The sequence below is a fragment of the Sphingobium yanoikuyae genome, assembly GCF_034424525.1.
GTDB classification, from domain to species: domain Bacteria; phylum Pseudomonadota; class Alphaproteobacteria; order Sphingomonadales; family Sphingomonadaceae; genus Sphingobium; species Sphingobium yanoikuyae.
The window spans coordinates 4,530,328-4,549,576 of sequence record NZ_CP139979.1; the positions used below are offsets into that span (position 1 = coordinate 4,530,328).

Genomic DNA, 19,249 nt, shown 5'->3' on the forward strand with positions numbered 1-19,249 from the left:
TCGGCGGCGCGCGGCGGGGGCGATCCGGGCGCGGCGCGCGGACCCGCCCCCTGTTGGAGGTGACGCGTTTCCCGCGCGTGACCGGCGCGTCGCAGAGGCAAAACCGGCGCAAAAGGCCCCGAAAGCCCGTTTACACTGTGAACTTCGGGAGAGGCGTCTTCTATCGGCCCTGGCGCAGGATCGCCGGCGCCTCCCGCCAGGTGCCCGGCGCGATGTCGTCGATCGTCCAGTCGCCGATGCGCCAGCGGACCAGGCGCAGGGTCGGCAGGCCGACCGCCGCGGTCATGCGGCGGACCTGGCGATTGCGGCCTTCGCGGATGGTGAGGCGCAGCCAGCAATCGGGCACGCTCTTGCGAAACCGCACCGGCGGGTCGCGCGGCCAGAGCGCGGGATCGTCGATCCGTTCGATCTCGGCCGGCAGGGTCATGCCGTCCTTCAGTTGCACGCCGCGCCGCAGCGCCGCCAGCGGTGCATCGTCGGGGTCGCCCTCCACCTGGACCAGATAGGTTTTGGGCATCTTGAAGCGCGGGTCGGCGATGCGCGCCTGCAACCGGCCGTCATCGGTCAGCAGCAACAGCCCCTCGCTGTCGAGGTCGAGCCGGCCGGCGGGATAGACGCCGGACTGGTCGACATAGTCGGCCAGGGTCGGGCGCGGCGGACCGGTGCGCTCGTCGCTGAACTGGCACAGCACGCCATAGGGTTTGTTGAGGAGGATCAGTCGTCCCATGCGTCGTCCTCCTCGTCATCCTCAAACGCGATGCTGCCCTGATTGTGGAGCAGCACCAGCAGCGCGATCACGGCATCGTCGTCGACCAGCGCCGGATCGAGGTCCAGCGCGTCGTCCGCGCACAATTGCTGCGCCAGCGCCGCGCTGGCACCGGTGCAATCATGCGACGCGCCATCGACGAACAGCATGATGGCGTCTTCCGCCCGGACGAAGGCGAAGCGGCTGGCCGGATTGCGGCGCAGGGGTGCACCTTCCGCCACCAGCGCCTGCATGGATGCGGCGTCGATCGCCTCCTCGGGCGCCCAGTCAATCTCGGGATATTTGCGGGTGCTGCTATATTCGCCGAACCAGCGGGCAAAGCCGGCCGGATCGCCCAGTTGCTCCAGCACCATCGCCTGCAACCGGGCCAGCGCGGCCGGCGCGATCTCGCCGGGATTGGCCTGGCGCGCCAAGGCGGGGTCGGCATAGCGGTCATCCTCGCCCAGCCCTTCGAGCAGCCGGTCGGTCCAGCCCTCGATCAGTTCGCTGCGCGCCGGTGCGCGGAAGCCGACCGAATAGGTCATGCAATCATCGCCCACCGCGACGCCATCATGGGCGATGCCGGGCGGGACATAGAGGATGTCGCCGGGCTCCAGCACCCATTCGTCGGTGGCGTCGAACGTGGCGAGTAGGCGCAGATCGGCATGGGGGCGCTGCGGGCTGCTATCGTCGCACGCCTGGCCGATGCGCCAGCGGCGGCGGCCCGCGCCCTGGATCAGGAAGACGTCATATTGATCGAAATGCGGGCCGACGCCGCCGCCGTCGCTGGCATAGCTGACCATGACATCGTCGATCCGCCAGTCGGGGATGAAGCGGAACGGGGCGATCAGCGCCGCGACCTCGGGCACCTGATGATCGACCGCCTGCACCAGCAGGGTCCAGGGGCTGGCGCCGAGCGCGGCGAAGCGATCCTCCGCCAGCGGCCCCTGTTCCATTTTCCAGTCGCCGTCCGCCTGCACCACCAGCCGCGACTCGACGCCCTCCTCGCAGGCGAGGCCCGCCAGTTCCTCGGGCGCCAGCGGATTGCTCCATTGCGCCCAGGGATTGCGGATCAGCAGCGGCTTTTGCTGCCAATAGTCGCGCAGGAACAGGTCGATATCGAAATCATGCAGATGCATCGGGGTCTCGCCGGGAAGGGGCGGCGCGCGGCGCGCGCCTGCCATCGGCGCGAACCCTTGCCCCTGTGCCCTGCCAATGTCAAAGCGGATGGACCGGATCGGCAGGAGGGGCGGGCATGGCCAGGCTGTTGGGGGCGATAATGGCGGGCGGACGCGCGACCCGCTTCGGCAGCGACAAGGCGGCGGCGCTGCTCGACGGCCGGCGGCTGATCGACCATGCGATCGATGCGCTCTCTCCCCATGTCGCCGCGATCGCGATCTGTGGCCGGACCGAGGAAGCCTATCTCAGCCTGCCCGACCGGCCGGGGCCGGACATGGGGCCGCTGGGCGGCCTCAACGCCGCGCTGCATCATGCCCAGGCCCACGGCTTTGACGGCGTGCTGACCAGCGGCTGCGACATGCCCTTCTATCCGGCCGACCTGCCCGCGCTGCTGATCGGCGAGCGGGCGGCGATCCTCGACGGGCAGCAGCTGCTCGGCTGGTGGCCGGCCGCGCTGGCGCCCGAACTGGACGCGCATCTGGCGGAAGAGAATAACCGGTCGATCCGGGGATGGCTGGCGCGGACTGGTGCGCGCACCGTGACGCTGCCGGGGCTGGTCCTGCCCAATATCAACCGGCCCGATGATCTGGCCGCGATCCGGCGCGATCGGGGGTAGCGCTCCCATTTTTTGCGGCGGGATGCGAAAAACACTTGTCCCCCCGCGCCATCCTGCCATTGTCCGGCGCGTCGGATGCGGGGAACGGGGATTCCCATGCACCGGACAGGGGCAAGGAGGGGTGCATGGATCTGGTCCATGTCGGCGCGGCGTTGGCGGTGCAGATGGTCGTCATTCTTGGCGCCTGTCGCCTGTCCGGCTGGCTGGTCGGCCGGTTCCTGCGCCAGCCACGGGTGATCGGCGACATGATCGCGGGCATCCTGCTTGGTCCCTCGCTGCTCGGCTGGCTGGCGCCGCAGGCCCAGGCGCTGCTCTTCCCGATCGAGACCCGGCCGCTGCTGCAGTTCGTCGCGCAGGCCGGCATCGGCCTCTACATGTTCCTGGTCGGCCTCGGCTTTCGCCGCGCGCATTTCCATCTTCAGGCGGGCAGCGCCGTTGCGGTTTCGCTGTGCGGCATCATCGCGCCCTTCCTGGGCGCGGTGGCGCTGACGCCCTGGCTGTCGGCCATGGGGCTGTTCGGGCCGACGGTCACGCCGTTCGAGGCGACCCTGTTCATCGGCGTCGCCATTTCCACCACCGCCTTTCCCGTGCTGGCGCGGATCATCCGCGAACGGGGGCTGGGCGGCACGCCGCTGGCCGCGCTGGCGCTGTCGGCCGGGGCGATCGACGATGCGATCGCCTGGTCGATCCTGGCGATCCTGCTCGCCTGCATCGGCGCGGACGGGATGATCGCGGTCCGGGCGCTGGGCGGCGGCGGGCTGTTCGCGATCGTCATGCTGTTCCTGGGCAGCCGGCTGCTGGCGCCGCTCGCTCGCTGGGCGGAGCGGGAAGGGCGGGTTACGCCGGCCATGCTGCTGGTCGTGCTGCTGCTGTTCGGTGGTTGCGCCTGGGCGATGGACATGGCCGGGTTGCATGCGGTGTTCGGCGGCTTCCTGCTGGGGGTGGCGATGCCGCGCGGCATCCTGTCGCAGGGGTTGGCCCGCAGGCTGGAGCCGACGACCATTGGCCTGCTGGTGCCGATCTTCTTCACCGTTTCCGGGCTCAATACGCAGGTGACGATGGTCAGTAGCCTGTCGCTGGCGCTGGTCGCGCTGGCGATCCTGGCGGCATCGATCCTGGCCAAGGGGGGCGCCTGCTGGGCGGCGGCGCGGTTGACCGGGCAGGACAATGTCACCGCGCTCGCCGTCGGCGCGCTGATGAATGCGCGCGGGCTGATGGAATTGCTGGTCATCAATATCGGCCTGCAGCGCGGCATCATCGGGCCGGAACTGTTCGCGATGCTGGCGCTGATGACGATCGTGACGACGATGATGACGGTTCCGGCGATCGACCGGCTGGCGCGCCGGAAGGGGCTGGGCGGCCCGATTGCCGACGGGCCGGACGATGGCCCCACTGCGCGCGCCGTCGTCACGCCGGGCGCCGCCTGACCGATGCGGCGCCCCATCCTGTTTCCCCTTCCGCTGGAATGACCGACATGCATGCAGATTTTCCGACGTCCGACCGGGTGGTGAAGCGGGTTGTCGTCGCCGGCGGCGGCACGGCGGGCTGGGTGACGGCGACCGCGCTGGTGCGCCATCTGGGGCCGCTGATCGACATCACGCTCGTCGAATCCGACGCGATCGGCACGATCGGCGTGGGCGAATCCACCGTGCCGACCTTCCGCGGCTTCCACCAACTGATGAAAATCCGCGAAGACCGCTTCATGGCCGAGGCGCAGGCGACGGTGAAGCTGGGCATCGAGTTCAAAAATTGGGGGCAGGTCGGCGACCGCTATATCCACCCGTTCGGCACGATCGGGCTGCAATGGAGCTGGATGGCCGATTTCCACCATTTCTGGCTGCGTGCCAGGGCGCAGGGCTTTGGCGGCGAGCTGGGCGAATATTGTCTGGAATGGGTGGCGGGCGAGGCCAATCGCATGTCGCTCAGCAGCTCGGTCGCGCCCAGCTATGCCTATCATATCGACGCCGCGCGCTATGCCCGCTTCCTGCGCAGCCTGGCCGAGCCGGCGGGGGTGAAGCGGGTCGAAGGCAAGATCCGCAATGTCGAACTCGCGCCCGAGAGCGGTCATATCGCGGCATTGGTGCTGGAATCGGGCACGCGGATCGAGGGTGACCTGTTCATCGACTGCACCGGCTTTCGATCGCTGTTGCTGGGCGAGGCGCTGGGCGTTGGCTTCGAGGATTGGGGCCAGTGGATCCGCACCGACCGCGCGGTCGCGGTCCAGTCCACCTCCGACGGTCCGGCGCAGCCCTATACTTCGGCAATCGCGCATGAGGCGGGCTGGCGCTGGCGCATCCCGCTGCAGCATCGCGACGGCAACGGCTTCGTCTTTGCCAGCGATTTCATGTCCGACGACGAGGCGCATGCCCGGCTGCTGGCGGAGATTGAGGGGGAACCGATCGTCGACCCGTGGCTGGTGCGGTTCAAGACCGGCACCCGGACCAGGGCCTGGCACAAGAACTGCGTTGGCCTGGGACTGGCCGGCGGCTTCATCGAGCCGCTCGAATCGACCAGCATCCATCTGATGATGGCGGCGGTGACGCGGCTGATCGAGGATTTCCCCTTCCACGGGTTCGACGACGCGCTGCTCGACCATTTCAACCGCAAGTCACGGCTGGAGTTCGAGAATATCCGCGACTTCATCATCCTTCACTATCATGTGACCCAGCGCGATGATTCCCCCTTCTGGGATCATTGCCGGACGATGGAGATACCCGACAGCCTGAAGGAAAGGCTGGCGCTGTGGCAGGAAAATGGCCGCGCCTATCAACTGGGGCATGAGCTGTTCCGCGTCGACAGCTGGTCATCGGTGCTGCTGGGACAGGGCATGCACCCGCGCGGCTATCATCATGTCGCGGCGATGATGCCCGAACCGCAGTTGCGCGAAGAGCTGGCGCGGATGCGCAAGGACATTGCCGGGGTCGTCGCGGAGATGCCCAGCCATCGCGAATTCCTGCGCCGCTATTGTCCCGCAGAATTGGTCTAGTCAAAAATGCGCATCGGTAGAATATTTTTTGCAACGCACAATAAAACATAAAAAACCATTATTTTCAGTCAAATATAAATCTGTAAATCAAACCCTTAGGGACTTTAACCGATCATAGCATCATAATTGACAACGCTGGCCATTAGGCTAGCATGAACGTCCAATAAGGCTCGATGTGGGCGAGCTGTTATAAAAGGGAGGATTCTGAAATGGGTTTACCATATTCCAGATTCATGCGTTGCGCGTCTCTGATAGCGCTAACGTATAGCGTTACACCAACGGTAGCGCAGGCGCAGGATGCCGCCGTCCAGAATGCCGAAGCCGACATTATTGTCACCGGCGTGCGCGCCAGCCTTGATCGCGCGATCGACATCAAGCGCAATTCGAGCGGCGTGGTCGATGCCATTTCGGCCGAAGATATCGGCAAGTTCCCCGACACCAATCTGGCGGAATCGCTGCAGCGTATCACCGGCGTGTCGATCGACCGCGTCAATGGCGAAGGGTCTCAGGTCACGGTCCGCGGCTTTGGCGGCGGCTTCAATCTGGTGACGCTGAACGGGCGCGCGCTGCCATCGGCCAATGTCACCACCGTCGGCGGCGACTCCAATGCCGACTATTCGTCGGGCACCAGCCGCTCCTTCGACTTCGGCAATCTCGCGTCGGAAGGCGTCAGCACGCTGGAAGTCTACAAGACCGGTCGCGCGGCCATCCCGTCGGGCGGCATCGGCGCGTCGATCAACGTCATCACCCGCAAGCCGCTCGACGCGCGCGAGGCGGGCTTCAGCGGCACGATCGGCGTCAAGGCGCTCTATGACACCAGCGTCGAGAAGAGCCTGAGCGACCCGGCCAAGATCACGCCCGAAGCGTCGGGCCTGCTGAGCTGGCGCGACGAGAATGAAGTGTTCGGCGTGTCGATCTTCGGCAGCTACCAGAAGCGCAATTTCTCGACCCGCGGCGCGACGGTCAACGGCTGGAACATCCGCCGCTACAGCCAGTTTGCCGATCCGGCCAATGGCTTCGTCAATGACAGCACCCAGATCAGCAACGCGCCGACCGACCCAAACACTTTGGTGTCGGTGCCCAATGACAGCAGCTATTTTTATTCGCAGGGTTCGCGCGAACGCATCAACGGATCGGCTGTCGTACAATTCCGCCCGACCGAGACGCTGACCTTCACCGCCGATGCCTTGTTTGCGCAGAACAAGCAGAGCGAACAGCGCGCGAGCCAGGGCAACTGGTTCAATCGCCCCTTCGCGCAGGTGGAATTCGACGGCAATCCTGTCATTGCGACCACGACATTTCTGCAGGAGAATATTGCAGGCGTTAAGGATGCGGCCTTCGAGCAGGCATATCGCGGGGTACGCAACCGGCTGCAGGATTATGGCCTGAACGCGAAGTGGGAGATCAACGACCGCGTCACCTTGTCGATCGACGGCCATACCGGCCTGGCACAAAGCTCCCCGAACAATCCCAATGGCGTCAGTTCGACGCTGGTCGGTCTGGGCGCACCCGTCGTTGCGTCGCAGTCGGCGGATTTCAGCGGTGTCATTCCCGTCCAGTCGATTGTCATCAATGATGCGGTGCCGGGCCGTGGCCCCAATGGCAACGGCCAGCTCGATCTTGGCGACCTCGGATCGCAGATGGGGCGCACGGTTTCTTCTTCACAACGCCAGCGACTCAACGAAATCCGGGCCGATCTCGGCTGGGAACTGGATGATCTGGGTAGCCGGTTCGACGTCGGCGGCAATTATCGCACGTCCAAGATGCGACAGGCTCGCACCCAGACGCAGCAGACTCTGGGTGACTGGGGTATCGGCAATGTCGGCGACATTGAAAGCCAGGCGCCCGGCGTCCTGCAGACCTATTGCCTCGTCTGCAAATTCGACAATTTTGATGCCAAGGGGCAGGGGGCGACACTGGTCGCGTTCCAGGGCAATGCTGTCGATCTGTATAATGCGCTATCGCCTTATTATGCGGCGCTCGGGAACGCGGTGGGTGTCACCAACCGGGAGGATAATCGCGTCAAAGAAGACATCTGGTCTGCTTATGGCCAGTTGACCTGGAAGGGCGAACTGGCCGGCCGCAACGCTACGCTGGTTGTGGGCGCTCGCTATGAACGCACGAAGGTCAAGTCGACGTCGCTGATCGCCATACCCAACGGTATCACCTGGACGGCGGACAATGACTTCGTCGTGTCCGTCTCTGACCAAGTGGAGCCCATCTCCGACAGCGGCAGCTACAACAACTTCCTGCCCGCGATGGATTTCCAGATCGAGCTGGCGAAGAATTTCATCGGTCGCTTCTCGTTCAGCAAGACCATCGCCCGGCCCGATTATGGCAATCTGTTCGTCGCCACGTCGGTCGGCACGCCGCCGCGTCCGATCGCGCTCGGCGGCGTCGCCAGTGGGTCGACTGGCAACGCCCGTCTGGCGCCGCTGATTTCGGACAATCTCGATCTGTCGTTCGAATGGTATTACAAGCCGTCCAGCTATATTTCGGCGGGCGTGTTCGAAAAGCGGGTGCAGAATTTCGTCGGCACCGGCCAAACGACGCGCAACCTGTTCGGGCTGCGCGACGCCAGTTCGGGTGCGGCGGGATCGCGTTCCGGCACCGCCTTGGCGGAGTTGCAGCGGCTTCGCTACGATCCGACCGACGTCAATCTGTTCACCATGACGGCATTGTTGCAGGAGGCCGGCGGCAATATCCAGGCGGCGTCGCAACAGTTCCAGGCGAATGTCGTCAATGGCGCGCTGGACCAGGATTTTGCAGATCAGATTTTGCGCCGAGTGGATTTGGTCGCCGACGCCAATGACCCGCTCTACGATTTCGAGGTCACGCAGCCGATCAACAACCGGCAGGGCAAGATCTGGGGCTTCGAACTCGCGGCCCAGCATTTCTTCGGCAATACCGGTTTCGGTGTGTCGGCGGCCTATACGCTGGTTCGGGGTGACGTGGGCATCGATGTCGGCGCCGATCCGAGCGAGGATCAGTTCGCGCTGGTCGGCCTGTCGGATACCGCCAACGCCACGCTGATCTATGACAAGAACGGCCTGTCGGCCCGTCTCGCCTATAACTGGCGCGACAAGTTCCTGCAGTCGGCCAACCGTGGCGGCGGCGATCGCAACCCGGTGTTCGTGCGCCCGTTCGGTCAGCTCGATCTCAACATCAGTTGGGACGTGTCGGAACAGTTTGCCGTCTCGTTCGAGGCGATCAACCTGACCGAGAGCGACATCCGCACCTATGGCCGCGACAAGAGCAACCTGTGGTATGCGCAGGAGCTGGACCGTCGCTTCCTGCTGGGTGGTCGCTTCCGCTTCTAAGGGGGTGAGCCGGGGCCGTCCTGCCGGGCGGCCCCGACTTTCACAATTGCGTCGGGCGGACTGCATCGGGGCGGGCCTCGCAAAGGGCTTTTCCTGCGCCGCCGACGCCCTACTATGGCCGCCCGTTCATGCGGCACGCCGGATATTCCATGACCAGCACGATGATACTCGATCCCATCACCCATGCCGCGCTTCGGGTCGCACCGGGCAATGGCGCCGCCTTCGGGGATGCCGTCAACCAGACCCTGATCTTCCCGACCGAGATCGACGCGATCCAGCGGGAATATCCGATCCTGATCCAGCGCGATGGCCAGGGTGCCTGGCAGCTCACCGCGCTGCTGGGTTTCGATCGCGACGAAAATCTGTTTCTCGACGCCGGGGGCTGGACCGCACGCTATGTGCCCGCCGTCCATCGGCGTGGCCCTTTCCTGATCGGCATGCAGCAGCGCGACGGCGAAGACCATCCGGTGATCCATGTCGACCTGGACGATCCGCGCGTCGGCGCGGCGGGCGAAGCGTTGTTCCTGCCCCATGGCGGCAACGCGCCCTATCTGGACCATGTCGCCGATGCGCTGCGCACCATTCATGAGGGGCATGGCCTGAGCGCGCCGATGTTCACCGCGTTCGAACAGGCCGGGCTGCTGGCGCCGATCGCACTGGACATCGCGATCGATGACGCGCAGCGCTATGACATTGCCGGTCGCTTCACCATCGATGCCGATCGGCTGGAGGCGCTGGATGGTCCGACGCTGCAGGCGCTGCATCAGGCGGGCCTGTTGCAACTGGCCTATGCGATCCGCTCCTCGCTCGCCAATATCGAGGATCTGATCGTGCGCAAGCGGACGCGGCAGGCGGCGTGACGCTGCACCAGACCCGGCGGATTGCCGGCAGCGACCTGACGCCTGGCTGGCTCGACGATCTGATGGCGGCGCAGAGGCCGGTCGTGATCGGCGGACTGGTCGATGGCTGGCCACTGGTCGCTGCCGGGCGGCTATCGGCGCAGGCGGCGATGGACCGATTGCTGGCCAATTATGGCGGCGCGCCGGTCACCGGCTATGTCGGGGCGCAGGAGGCCGGGGGCCGCTTCTTCTACAATGATGAGCTGACCGGCTTCAATTTCGATCGGGGGCAGGCGCCCCTGCCCCATTATCTCGACAGAATCCGGGCGGATGCCAGTGGCGAGGGCCCGGCCATCTATATCGGGTCGACCGATGTCGACCGCTATTTCCCCGGTCTGCGCGCCGACCATGATCTGCCCGGCCTGTTCGGCGAGGCAGTGCCGACCGTCAGCCTGTGGATCGGCAACCGCACGGTCGCCGCGACCCATTATGACAGCTCGCACAATCTGGCCTGTTGCCTGGTCGGGCGGCGGCGCTTCACCCTGTTTCCGCCCGATCAGGTGGGCAATCTCTATCCCGGCCCGCTGTCGCCGACGCCGGGCGGTCAGGTGGTCAGCATGGTCGATCCGGCCGCGCCCGACCTGGCGCGCTATCCGCGCTTTGCGCAGGCATTGGCGGCCGGCGAGGTAGCCGAACTGGAGCCGGGCGACGCGCTCTTCTACCCGGCGCTGTGGTGGCATCAGGTCGAGGCGCGCGACGGCTTCAACATCATGATGAACTATTGGTGGGACGTCGTCCCCGACTTCATCGACACGCCGATGGCGACGCTGCTGCACGGGCTGCTCAGCATCCGCGAGCGGCCGGAGCCCGAGCGCATGGCCTGGCGCGCGCTGTTCGACCATTATCTGTTCGGACCGATAGAGCATGCGCGCGACCATCTGCCCGATCATGCACAGGGGCCATTGGCGCCGCTGACGCCGCTGGAGGCGCGACGCCTGCGGGCGATGGTGATGCAGCGCCTCAACCGCTGAAAGGGCGGCGCCAATCGAGCGTTGCGCGCGATTTATGATAACGCTATCAATTGCGCAAATCGCAAGGAGAGGATGATATGACGATCAAGCGCGGAATGTGCCTGCACGCATGGCCGCTGGCCCTGGGACTGGCGCTCGCCGCCTGCCAGCAGGCGCCGGAACAGAAGGGCGAACAGAAGACCGAGCAGGCGGCCGACAATGCCGCGAGCGGCAAGCGCGATGCGTCCGAATATCTGTCCCAGCCGCTGGTCAGCGACATCTACACAGCCGATCCGTCCGCCCATGTGTGGAACGGCAAGATCTATGTCTATCCCAGCCACGACATTGACGGGCCGACGCCCGAGGATGATCTGGGCAGCCATTTCGAAATGCGCGACTATCATGTCCTGTCGATGGACAAGATCGGCGGGCCGGTGACGGTCGGCCCTGTGGCGCTGGACGTGAAGGATGTGCCCTGGGCCGACAAGCAGATGTGGGCGCCCGACGCAGCCTACAAGAATGGCACCTATTATCTCTACTTCCCGGCCAAGGACAAGGAAGGCGCCTTCCGCATCGGCGTGGCGACCTCAAAGGATCCGATGGGGCCGTTCAAGGCGCAGCCGCAGCCGATCAAGGGCAGCTATTCGATCGATCCGGCCGTCTTCACCGACGCCGACGGGCAGAGCTATATCTATTTCGGCGGGATCTGGGGCGGCCAGTTGCAGCGCAATATCGGCGGGAAATATGATCCGAGCGGGTCGAAGACCGACCTGAAGCAGGATGACAAGCCGGCGATCGCGCCGCGCGTCGCCAGGCTGAACGGCGACATGCTGGAATTTGCCGAAACCCCGCGCGAGATCCAGATCCTGGACGACAAGGGCAAGCCGCTGCTGGGCGGCGACCATGACCGCCGCTTCTTCGAGGCGTCATGGATGCACAAGCATGATGGCAAATATTATTTCAGCTATTCGACCGGCGACACCCATTATCTGGTCTATGCCGTGGGCGATTCTCCTTATGGCCCCTTCACCTACAAGGGCCGCATCCTGGAACCGGTCGAAGGCTGGACCACCCATCATTCGATCGTCGAATGGGGCGGCAAGTCCTGGCTCTTCTATGCCGACAGCCAGTTGTCGGGGCAGACCCGCCTGCGCAACGTCAAGGTGACGGAACTGCGCTACAATGCCGATGGCAGCATCCAGACGATCAATCCGCTGCTGCCCAAGAAGGGCGCGGCGCACTGAGGGCGAGGGGAAGCGCGGCGATCATGTCGCGCTTCCCCTTTCATGTCATGCGCCGGGCAGCGCGGTCCATTTGGCGTCGCCCGCCGCATTGGCGATGACGGTTTCGACAAAGCCCATGGTTTGCAGGCCGTCGCCGACCGACGGGAACCAGGCTTCGCCGCCCCGGATGCGCGTGGCGAAGGCGCGGTAGAGATTGGCGAACGCCTCGATATAGCCTTCGGGATGGCCGCTGGGCGTGCGCATCAGCGGCAGGGTGGAGGGCAGCAGGCCGGGGCCTGCCGCGCGTAGCACTTCGGTGGGCCGATCCAGCCAGCGCAGCGTCAGCGTGTTGGGTTCCATCTGCGCCCATTCCAGCCCGCCATGTTCGCCATGGATGCGCAGCTTCAGGCCATTTTCGTCGCCGGCCGCGACCTGCGTCGCCTTGAGGATGCCGCGCGCGCCATTGTCGAGGCGCAGCAGCACATTGACGTCGTCGTCGAGTCGACGCCCCTCGACGTGGATGCTGAGGTCGGCGCAGATTTCGCTGACGCGCAGACCCGACACATGTTCGGCGAGGTGAAAGGCATGGGTGCCGATGTCGCCCAGGCAGCCGCCCAGGCCCGCACGGGCGGGATCGGTGCGCCATTCGGCCTGCTTGTTGCCGTCGCGGTCGATCGCCTGGCTGAGCCAGCCTTGCGAATATTCGACCTGCACCAGCCTGATCTTGCCGAGATCACCGCGCGCGACACGCGCCCGCGCCTCTTCCACCAGCGGATAGCCGCTATAGGTGAAGGCGAGGCCGAAATGCCGGCCCGAGCGTTCGGCGGCGGCGGCGATCTGGCGCGCCTCGGCCAGATCGAGCGCCATCGGTTTTTCGCAGAAGACATGAAAACCCGCGTCGAGCGCGGCGATCGCCATCGGCGCATGGAGATGATTGGGCGTTACGATCGACAGGGCATCGATCCGCTCGTCCGCCGGCAGCGCCTGTTCGCCCGCCAGCAGCGCGTCGAGCGAATCATAGGTGCGCGCCGGGTCGATTCCCAGCGCCTCGCCCGAGCGCCGGTTGCGATCCGTGTCGCCGCTGAAGGCGCCGGCCACCAGTCGCCAATCACCATCCAGTGCCGCCGCAGCGCGGTGGATCGCCCCGATAAAGGCGCCTTCGCCACCGCCGACCATGCCCAGGCGCAACGCTTTTCCCGCCATCCTCTTCTCCTTCGTAATTAGTCGACAGACCGTTCATTCTGCCTCTTGATCTTCCGATCATATTGGAACAGTTTACCGGTAAATAACACCAATAGACAAGACGGAGAGTCGAGGGTGCAAAGGGTAATGGGCTTCGGCCTGGTAGCGCTCGCAACGGGCGCAGTGATGATCCCCGCCATGTCGAGCCAGGCGCAGACCGCACCAGCGGTGCCGCCGGCCTTCAACGCCTGCCGCGCCTGTCACAGCGTGCAGCCCGGCGGCAAGAGCGGCCTTGGCCCCAATCTGGTCGGCGTTGTCGGCCGCACCGCCGGCACTCTGGCCGGCTTCAACTATTCCCCCGCGCTCAAGGCATCGAAGCTGAAATGGGACGAAAAGGCGCTGGACGAATATCTCGCCGCGCCGACCAAGAAGGTGCCCGGCAGCCGCATGCCCATTTCCACGCCCGATCCGGCCAAGCGCGCCGCGATCATCACCTATCTCAAGAGCGTGAAATGACGGCGGCGAAGGGCGCGATGCGCGGCCCGGCCATCTTCCTGGCGCAGTTCATGGGCGACGCCGCCCCGTTCGACAATCTGGACAATGCCGCGCGCTGGATGGCGCAGGCGGGCTATAAGGGCATTCAGGTGCCCAGCAACGATCCGCGCTGCATGGACCTCAAGCTGGCGGCGGAAAGCCAGGATTATTGCGACGATCTGATCGGCCGCTGCCGTGAGGCCGGGGTCGAAATTTCGGAACTGTCGACCCATTTGCAGGGCCAGCTGGTTGCGGTCCACCCGGCCTATGATGCCGCCTTCGACGCGTTCGCGCCGGCCGAGCTGCACGGCAAGCCGGCCGAGCGGCAAGCCTGGGCGGTCGAGCAGCTGAAGCTGGCGGCCGTGGCCAGCCGGCGACTGGGGCTGAAGGCGCATGCGACCTTCTCCGGCGCTCTGGCCTGGCCCTTCGTCTATCCCTGGCCGCAGCGGCCGGCGGGTCTGGTGGAAGAGGCCTTTGCCGAACTGGGGAAGCGCTGGCGCCCGATCCTGGACGCGTTCGACGAACAGGGGATCGACCTCTGCTACGAACTGCATCCGGGCGAGGATCTGCATGACGGCCTGACCTTCGAGCGCTTCCTGGATGCGGTCGGCGGCCACAAGCGCGCCAACATCCTCTATGATCCCAGCCATTTCGTGCTGCAGGCGATGGACTATCTGCAGTTCATCGACATCTATCATGACCGCATCCGGATGTTTCACGTCAAGGATGCGGAGTTCAACCCGACCGGTCGCGCCGGTGTCTATGGCGGCTATGCCGACTGGGTCGACCGGCCCGGCCGCTTCCGCTCGCTGGGCGACGGCCAGGTCGACTTCACCGGCATATTCTCGCGCCTGACCCAATATGGCTATGACGGCTGGGCCGTGCTGGAATGGGAATGCTGCCTGAAGCATCCCGAGGATGGCGCACGCGAAGGCGCCCCCTTCATCGAGGCGCACATGATCCGCCGGCCCGAACGGGCCTTCGACGATTTCGCAGGGGGCGGTGATCCCGCCAACAACCGGCGCTGGCTGGGGCTCAGCTGACGCCGCAACCGACGATCGACACATGTCCTGACCGGAAGGCCGGCGGGACCAAAGGGAGAGGAGCCGACATGACGGCGATTAACCGGCACAGACTTTTCTGGCTGAGCGTCCTGGCGCTGTTCACCGCCTCGATGAGCGCATCGCTCCGCGCGGCGGTGGCGAGCAGCCTGAAGGCGGAATGGATCGACCCGATCGCCCCGATCGCGGCCGGCGAGATGATCGGCGCGGCGCTGGGATCGGCTTTCCTGGGCTTTTCCATCACCGTCTTCGTCGTCAGCGCCTTTCTCGACACGATCGGCATCCGCCGCGTGCTGATCGGCTGCGGCATCGCCTTCCTGATCGGCACGACGCTGATCGTGGGGGCGGGCAGCATGGCCACCGGCATGACCGTCTATCACCTCGTATGGCTGGGCATGCTGCTGTCGGGCATCGGCTGGGGCTTTGCCGAAGCGTCGATCAATCCGCTGACCGCCCGCCTCTATCCCGAGGATACGACCCATCGCCTCAACGTGCTGCACGCCTGGTATCCCGGCGGGCTGATCGTCGGCGGCCTTGCCGGCGTCTTCCTCGCCTCGGCGCTTCCCTGGCAGGCGATCATGGCGCTGGCCTATATCCCGGCCATCGGCGTCGTATTGATCGCCTCCACCACCCGCTTCCCCGCGCCGCCCGCCACCGCCGGCAGCCGGGCGATGAAGGACATGATGCTGGAGGTGGTCCGCCGCCCCAGCTTCTTCATCTGGTTCGGCGCGATGTTCCTGACCGCCTCGTCCGAACTGGCGCCGGGCCAGTGGCTCGACGTCGCGCTCAGCAACCGGGTCGGCATGCGCGGCATATTGCTGCTGGTCTATGTCAGCGCGCTGATGTTCGTGTTCCGCCATTTTGCCGGACGGATCGCCGGCCGCCTGTCCAACCCCGGCCTGCTCTGGGTGTCCAGCCTGCTCGCCGCGATCGGCCTGTTCATGCTGTCGCAGGCGCAGTCGCCCGCCTCCGCCATCCTCGCCTCGACCGTCTGGGGCCTGGGCGTATGCGCGATGTGGCCGACGATGCTGGCATCGGTGGCCGAACGTTATCCGCGCGGTGACGCCTGGGCGCTGGGGCTGGTCGGCTCGGCCGGCGCGCTTGCCAGCTTCTTCGTGCTGCCGCGGCTGGGCGAGATGTTTGACCAGGCCAAGGTGGAACTGGCCGGTGGGCCGGAAGCCTTCACCCGCCTGACCGGACCGGCGCTGCGCGCGGTGGAGGATGCGGCGGCGTCGCAATCCTTCGCCCGCCTCGCCTTCGTGCCGCTGATCCTGCTGGTCGTGTTCGGGCTGATCTGGCTGTCCGACCGGCGCGCCGGTCGCCGGGCGGAGGCCGTGGCATGAAGCTGTCGCGCAGAAACCTGATCGCCGCCGGCATCGCCGCAGCCGCCAGCCCCGCCATCGCCGCTGCGGCCGGCAAGGGATCCTCCAATGCCGCCCGCTTCTCGCTCGGCTACGCCCCGCATGAAGGCAGCTTTGCCAGCCGGGGCGGATTGCTGGAGCAGATCGCCTATGCCGCCGACCAGGGCTTTCGCGCCTGGGAGGATAATGAAGCGCGCAAGCGTCCGGTCGAGCAGCAGGAAGCCATGGCCAGGGCGCTGGCACAGCGCGGCATGACCATGGGCGTGTTCGTCGCCAGCATGCCCAAATGGGCGGAGTTCCGTCCGCTGCTCGGCAGCAATGACGATGCCGAACGCGAAGCCTTCCTGGCCGATATCCGCACATCGGTGGAAGTCGCCAAGCGCCTCAACGCGAAACATGCGACCGTCGTCACCGGCTTCATGGACCGCAAGGTGCCGGTCGATATCCAGACCGGCCGGATCATCGATTGCATGCGCCGCGCCGGCGACATCGTCGCGCCGCACGGCCTGACGCTGGTCATGGAGCCGCTCAATACGCGGACCAACCATCCCGGCGTCTATATGCAGTCGATCGCCCAGGGCTATGCGGTGGCGCGCGGCGCCAACAGTCCGGGCGTCAAGATATTGGCGGACCTCTATCATGAGCAGATCCAGTCCGGGAACCTGATCCCGACGCTGGAAGCCTGCTGGGCGGAGGTCGGCTATATCCAGTTCGGCGACAATCCCGGCCGTAAGGAACCGGGCACCGGCGAGATCAACTACGCCAATATCGTCCGCTGGCTGCGGGGCCGCAATTATGGCGGCGTGATCGGCATGGAACATGGCAATTCGCTGGCCGGACGCGAGGGCGAGGACCGGCTGGTGGCCGCCTATCGCGCCATCGACCAAATATAGGATGAGAGGAGGACGAGGATGAAAATCATCCCGACTGGCTTTGCAGGGACGGGTATCGCGCTGGCCACGGCTCTGCTGGTGGGCACAGCGGCGCAGGCGCAAGACAAGCCTGGCAAGCTGGGTTTCAAGGACACGCCGATCCTGCCCGGTAGCAACTGGCACGTCCATGATCCCGATCGCCCCGCCCCCACCGTCGTCACCCCGGCGGCACAGGCCGGCGGCGCACCGTCCGACGCAACCATCCTGTTCGACGGCAAGTCGCTCGACGCATGGCGCGGCGAGCGCGGTCCCTGGACGCTAGAAAAGGGGATCATGACCATCCCGCCGCGCAGCCAGAGCGGCGGCGAGAACAACCTGATATCGAAGCAGGAATTTGGCGACGTCCAGCTGCATCTGGAATTTCGGTCACCCAATCCGCCGACCAAAAGCTCGCAGGATCGCGGCAATAGCGGCATCTGGTTCATGCAGCGCTATGAAGTGCAGATCCTGGATGGCTATCAGAACCCGACCTATGCCGACGGTACGGTCGGCGCGGTCTATGCCTGGAAGCCGCCGCTGGTGAACCCGTCGCGCCAGCCGGGCGAATGGCAGAGCTATGACATCATCTTCGAACGGCCGCGCTTTGCCGCCGATGGCAGCCTGGTCCGGCCGGCCTATGTCACCGCGCTGCTGAACGGCGTGCTGGTGCAGAATCATCAGGCGATGCTGGGCACCACCAAATGGCGCTCGATCGCCCAATATCAGGCCCATGGGGACAAGGCGCCGATCCAGTTGCAGGATCATGACAGCCCCGTGTCGTTCCGCAACATCTGGGTCCGGCCGCTGCCGGACGAGGCCATCGCACAGGATCTGAAGGGAGCAGGACAATGATGGACCGCAGACATGCGCTGGCGGGCATGGTCGCCATGTTCGGCGCCGGGCTGTTCGCGCCGCTGGCGCGCGCCGCCGGGGTGATGCCGGCCGCTGGCGTGATCGACCAGGGCGCGCCCAGCCTGCAACTGTTCACGCCCGATCAGCGGGCGCTGATGACCGCGCTGTGCGAACGCATATTGCCGGCGACCGACACGCCCGGCGCGATCGAGGCCGGCGTCCCCGCCTATATCGAGAAATTGCTGGCCGACTGGTCGGTGGCGGAGGATCGCGACCCGATCATCGCTGGTCTTGCCGAAATCGATGCGCGCAGCTGGCAGGATTACAAGATCCCCGCGACCAAGGCATCGGCGGCGCAGCATGACGCGCTGCTGACCCTGGCGATGAACGACCAGATTCCCAAGGGCGAGGAGTTTTTCGAGGCGTTCCGGCAGATGGTGATCGTGGGCTATTACACGTCCGAGATCGGGATAACCCAGGAACGCGAATATCTGCCGGTGCCGGGCGAATATAACGGCGCCTTCCCCTATTCCCAGGTCAACAAGGTCTATTCCGCATGAACCTCAACCGTCGTTCCATGATGCTGGGCGCCGGCGGCCTGGCCGCCCTCGCCGCCTCCCCCTTCGCCGCGCAGGCCGCCAAGGCCTCCGGCAAGATCGCCAGCATCGGCCTGCAACTCTACACCGTGCGCGAGTTGTTCGCCGCCGATCCGGTCGCAACCTTGGAGAAGGTTGCCAAGGTCGGCTATCGCGAGGTCGAATTTGGCGGTGGCGGCTATGACGCCATGGACCACAAGCTGCTGCGCAGCACGATGGACCGGCTGGGCCTCACCTGCCCGTCGCTCCACATCGGCTATGACGCGCTGCTCGACAAGTTCGACGCCAGCGTGGCGATGGCAAAAACGCTGGGCGCGGGCACCGTCGTCCTGCCCTATATGGTCGACAAATATCGCAATGCGGAGGCGTGGAAGGCCGCGCTGGTCAACATCAACCGCTTCGGCGCGCAGCTCAAGGCCGCGGGCCTGGGCTTTGCCTATCATAATCATGATTTCGAATTCACCACCAAGCCGGACGGCGTCAGCCTGTTCGACCAGCTGGTGAAGGCGTGCGACCCAGACCTCGTGAAGATCGAACTGGATCTCTACTGGGCGATCTATGCCGGGCAGAATCCGCAGGCGCTGATCCGCAGCCTGGCCGGCCGCATCTATTCCTATCATGTGAAGGATATGCGCGCCGACCGCAGCATGACCTCGGTCGGCAGCGGCACGGTCGATTTCGGCGCGATCTTCAAGCTCAACGCCATCGCCGGCGTCCAGCATTTCTACGTCGAGAATGACCAGGCGCCCGCGCCCTATATTCCCGACATCACCAAGAGCTTCCAGACGCTGCGCGCGCTGCGCTTCTGACCTTCCAACCTGCCTCAAGACAGAA

General features: G+C 65.4%; 17 protein-coding genes. 14 read left to right on the plus strand and 3 right to left on the minus strand.

Annotated features, from left to right (window positions below; genetic code table 11):
* Positions 1-160: 160 nt before the first annotated feature.
* Both U0025_RS21015 and U0025_RS21020 read right to left on the minus strand, forming a co-directional pair.
* Complete coding sequence (locus tag U0025_RS21015; RefSeq protein ID WP_004209510.1) at positions 161-727, minus strand: pseudouridine synthase; 567 nt, start codon at positions 725-727, stop codon at positions 161-163.
* Positions 715-1,929: a cupin domain-containing protein gene (locus U0025_RS21020; RefSeq protein ID WP_004209511.1), complete on the minus strand. Its 1,215-nt coding sequence runs from the start codon at positions 1,927-1,929 to the stop codon at positions 715-717. The genes U0025_RS21015 and U0025_RS21020 overlap by 13 nt, the downstream gene beginning before the upstream one ends.
* Before the next feature lie 71 nt (positions 1,930-2,000).
* On the opposite strand from U0025_RS21020, the gene mobA reads away from it, so the two are divergent.
* The 7 genes from mobA to U0025_RS21055 all read left to right on the plus strand — a co-directional run bounded on the left by mobA (position 2,001) and on the right by U0025_RS21055 (position 11,939).
* The gene (mobA, locus tag U0025_RS21025; protein ID WP_004209512.1) at positions 2,001-2,540 is read left to right on the plus strand and encodes a molybdenum cofactor guanylyltransferase; all 540 of its coding nucleotides are present in this window, start codon (positions 2,001-2,003) and stop codon (positions 2,538-2,540) included.
* Between the two features lie 125 nt (positions 2,541-2,665).
* Positions 2,666-3,967 (plus strand): cation:proton antiporter, encoded by a 1,302-nt coding sequence (locus U0025_RS21030; protein WP_004209513.1) that lies wholly within the window; start codon positions 2,666-2,668, stop codon positions 3,965-3,967.
* A gap of 47 nt (positions 3,968-4,014) precedes the next feature.
* Positions 4,015-5,526 carry a tryptophan halogenase family protein gene (locus U0025_RS21035; RefSeq protein ID WP_004209514.1) on the plus strand — a complete coding sequence of 504 codons (1,512 nt, stop codon included), beginning with the start codon at positions 4,015-4,017 and terminating at the stop codon, positions 5,524-5,526.
* 233 nt (positions 5,527-5,759) lie between these two features.
* Positions 5,760-8,846 carry a TonB-dependent receptor gene (locus U0025_RS21040; RefSeq protein WP_080604479.1) on the plus strand — a complete coding sequence of 1,029 codons (3,087 nt, stop codon included), beginning with the start codon at positions 5,760-5,762 and terminating at the stop codon, positions 8,844-8,846.
* Between the two features lie 149 nt (positions 8,847-8,995).
* A complete protein-coding gene (locus tag U0025_RS21045; protein ID WP_004209516.1) occupies positions 8,996-9,706 on the plus strand; it encodes a SapC family protein in 711 nt (236 codons plus the stop codon).
* Entirely contained in the window at positions 9,703-10,716 is a 1,014-nt protein-coding gene (locus U0025_RS21050; RefSeq protein ID WP_004209517.1) for a cupin-like domain-containing protein, read from the plus strand. The genes U0025_RS21045 and U0025_RS21050 overlap by 4 nt, the downstream gene beginning before the upstream one ends.
* Before the next feature lie 77 nt (positions 10,717-10,793).
* Positions 10,794-11,939, plus strand: a complete 1,146-nt coding sequence (locus U0025_RS21055) for a glycoside hydrolase family 43 protein (protein WP_004209518.1) — start codon at positions 10,794-10,796, stop codon at positions 11,937-11,939.
* Positions 11,940-11,984: 45 nt separating this feature from the next.
* Here U0025_RS21055 and U0025_RS21060 read toward each other — a convergent pair whose 3' ends face one another.
* On the minus strand, positions 11,985-13,121 hold the full coding sequence (locus U0025_RS21060; protein WP_004209519.1) for a Gfo/Idh/MocA family protein: 1,137 nt from the start codon (positions 13,119-13,121) through the stop codon (positions 11,985-11,987).
* Positions 13,122-13,247: 126 nt separating this feature from the next.
* Here U0025_RS21060 and U0025_RS21065 point away from each other — a divergent pair, with 126 nt between their 5' ends.
* From U0025_RS21065 to U0025_RS21095, 7 genes are all read left to right on the plus strand, one after another.
* Positions 13,248-13,616, plus strand: a complete 369-nt coding sequence (locus U0025_RS21065) for a c-type cytochrome (RefSeq protein ID WP_004209520.1) — start codon at positions 13,248-13,250, stop codon at positions 13,614-13,616.
* Complete coding sequence (locus tag U0025_RS21070; RefSeq protein ID WP_004209521.1) at positions 13,613-14,677, plus strand: sugar phosphate isomerase/epimerase family protein; 1,065 nt, start codon at positions 13,613-13,615, stop codon at positions 14,675-14,677. The genes U0025_RS21065 and U0025_RS21070 overlap by 4 nt, the downstream gene beginning before the upstream one ends.
* A gap of 68 nt (positions 14,678-14,745) precedes the next feature.
* A complete protein-coding gene (locus U0025_RS21075) occupies positions 14,746-16,038 on the plus strand; it encodes an MFS transporter (RefSeq protein WP_004209522.1) in 1,293 nt (430 codons plus the stop codon).
* Complete coding sequence (locus U0025_RS21080) at positions 16,035-16,949, plus strand: hydroxypyruvate isomerase family protein (protein WP_004209523.1); 915 nt, start codon at positions 16,035-16,037, stop codon at positions 16,947-16,949. The genes U0025_RS21075 and U0025_RS21080 overlap by 4 nt, the downstream gene beginning before the upstream one ends.
* 18 nt (positions 16,950-16,967) lie before the next feature.
* Positions 16,968-17,819, plus strand: a complete 852-nt coding sequence (locus U0025_RS21085; protein ID WP_004209524.1) for a 3-keto-disaccharide hydrolase — start codon at positions 16,968-16,970, stop codon at positions 17,817-17,819.
* Positions 17,816-18,379: a gluconate 2-dehydrogenase subunit 3 family protein gene (locus U0025_RS21090; protein WP_004209525.1), complete on the plus strand. Its 564-nt coding sequence runs from the start codon at positions 17,816-17,818 to the stop codon at positions 18,377-18,379. Before U0025_RS21085 ends, U0025_RS21090 begins: the two co-directional genes overlap by 4 nt.
* Positions 18,376-19,224, plus strand: a complete 849-nt coding sequence (locus U0025_RS21095; RefSeq protein WP_004209526.1) for a sugar phosphate isomerase/epimerase family protein — start codon at positions 18,376-18,378, stop codon at positions 19,222-19,224. Before U0025_RS21090 ends, U0025_RS21095 begins: the two co-directional genes overlap by 4 nt.
* Positions 19,225-19,249 lie beyond the last annotated feature (25 nt).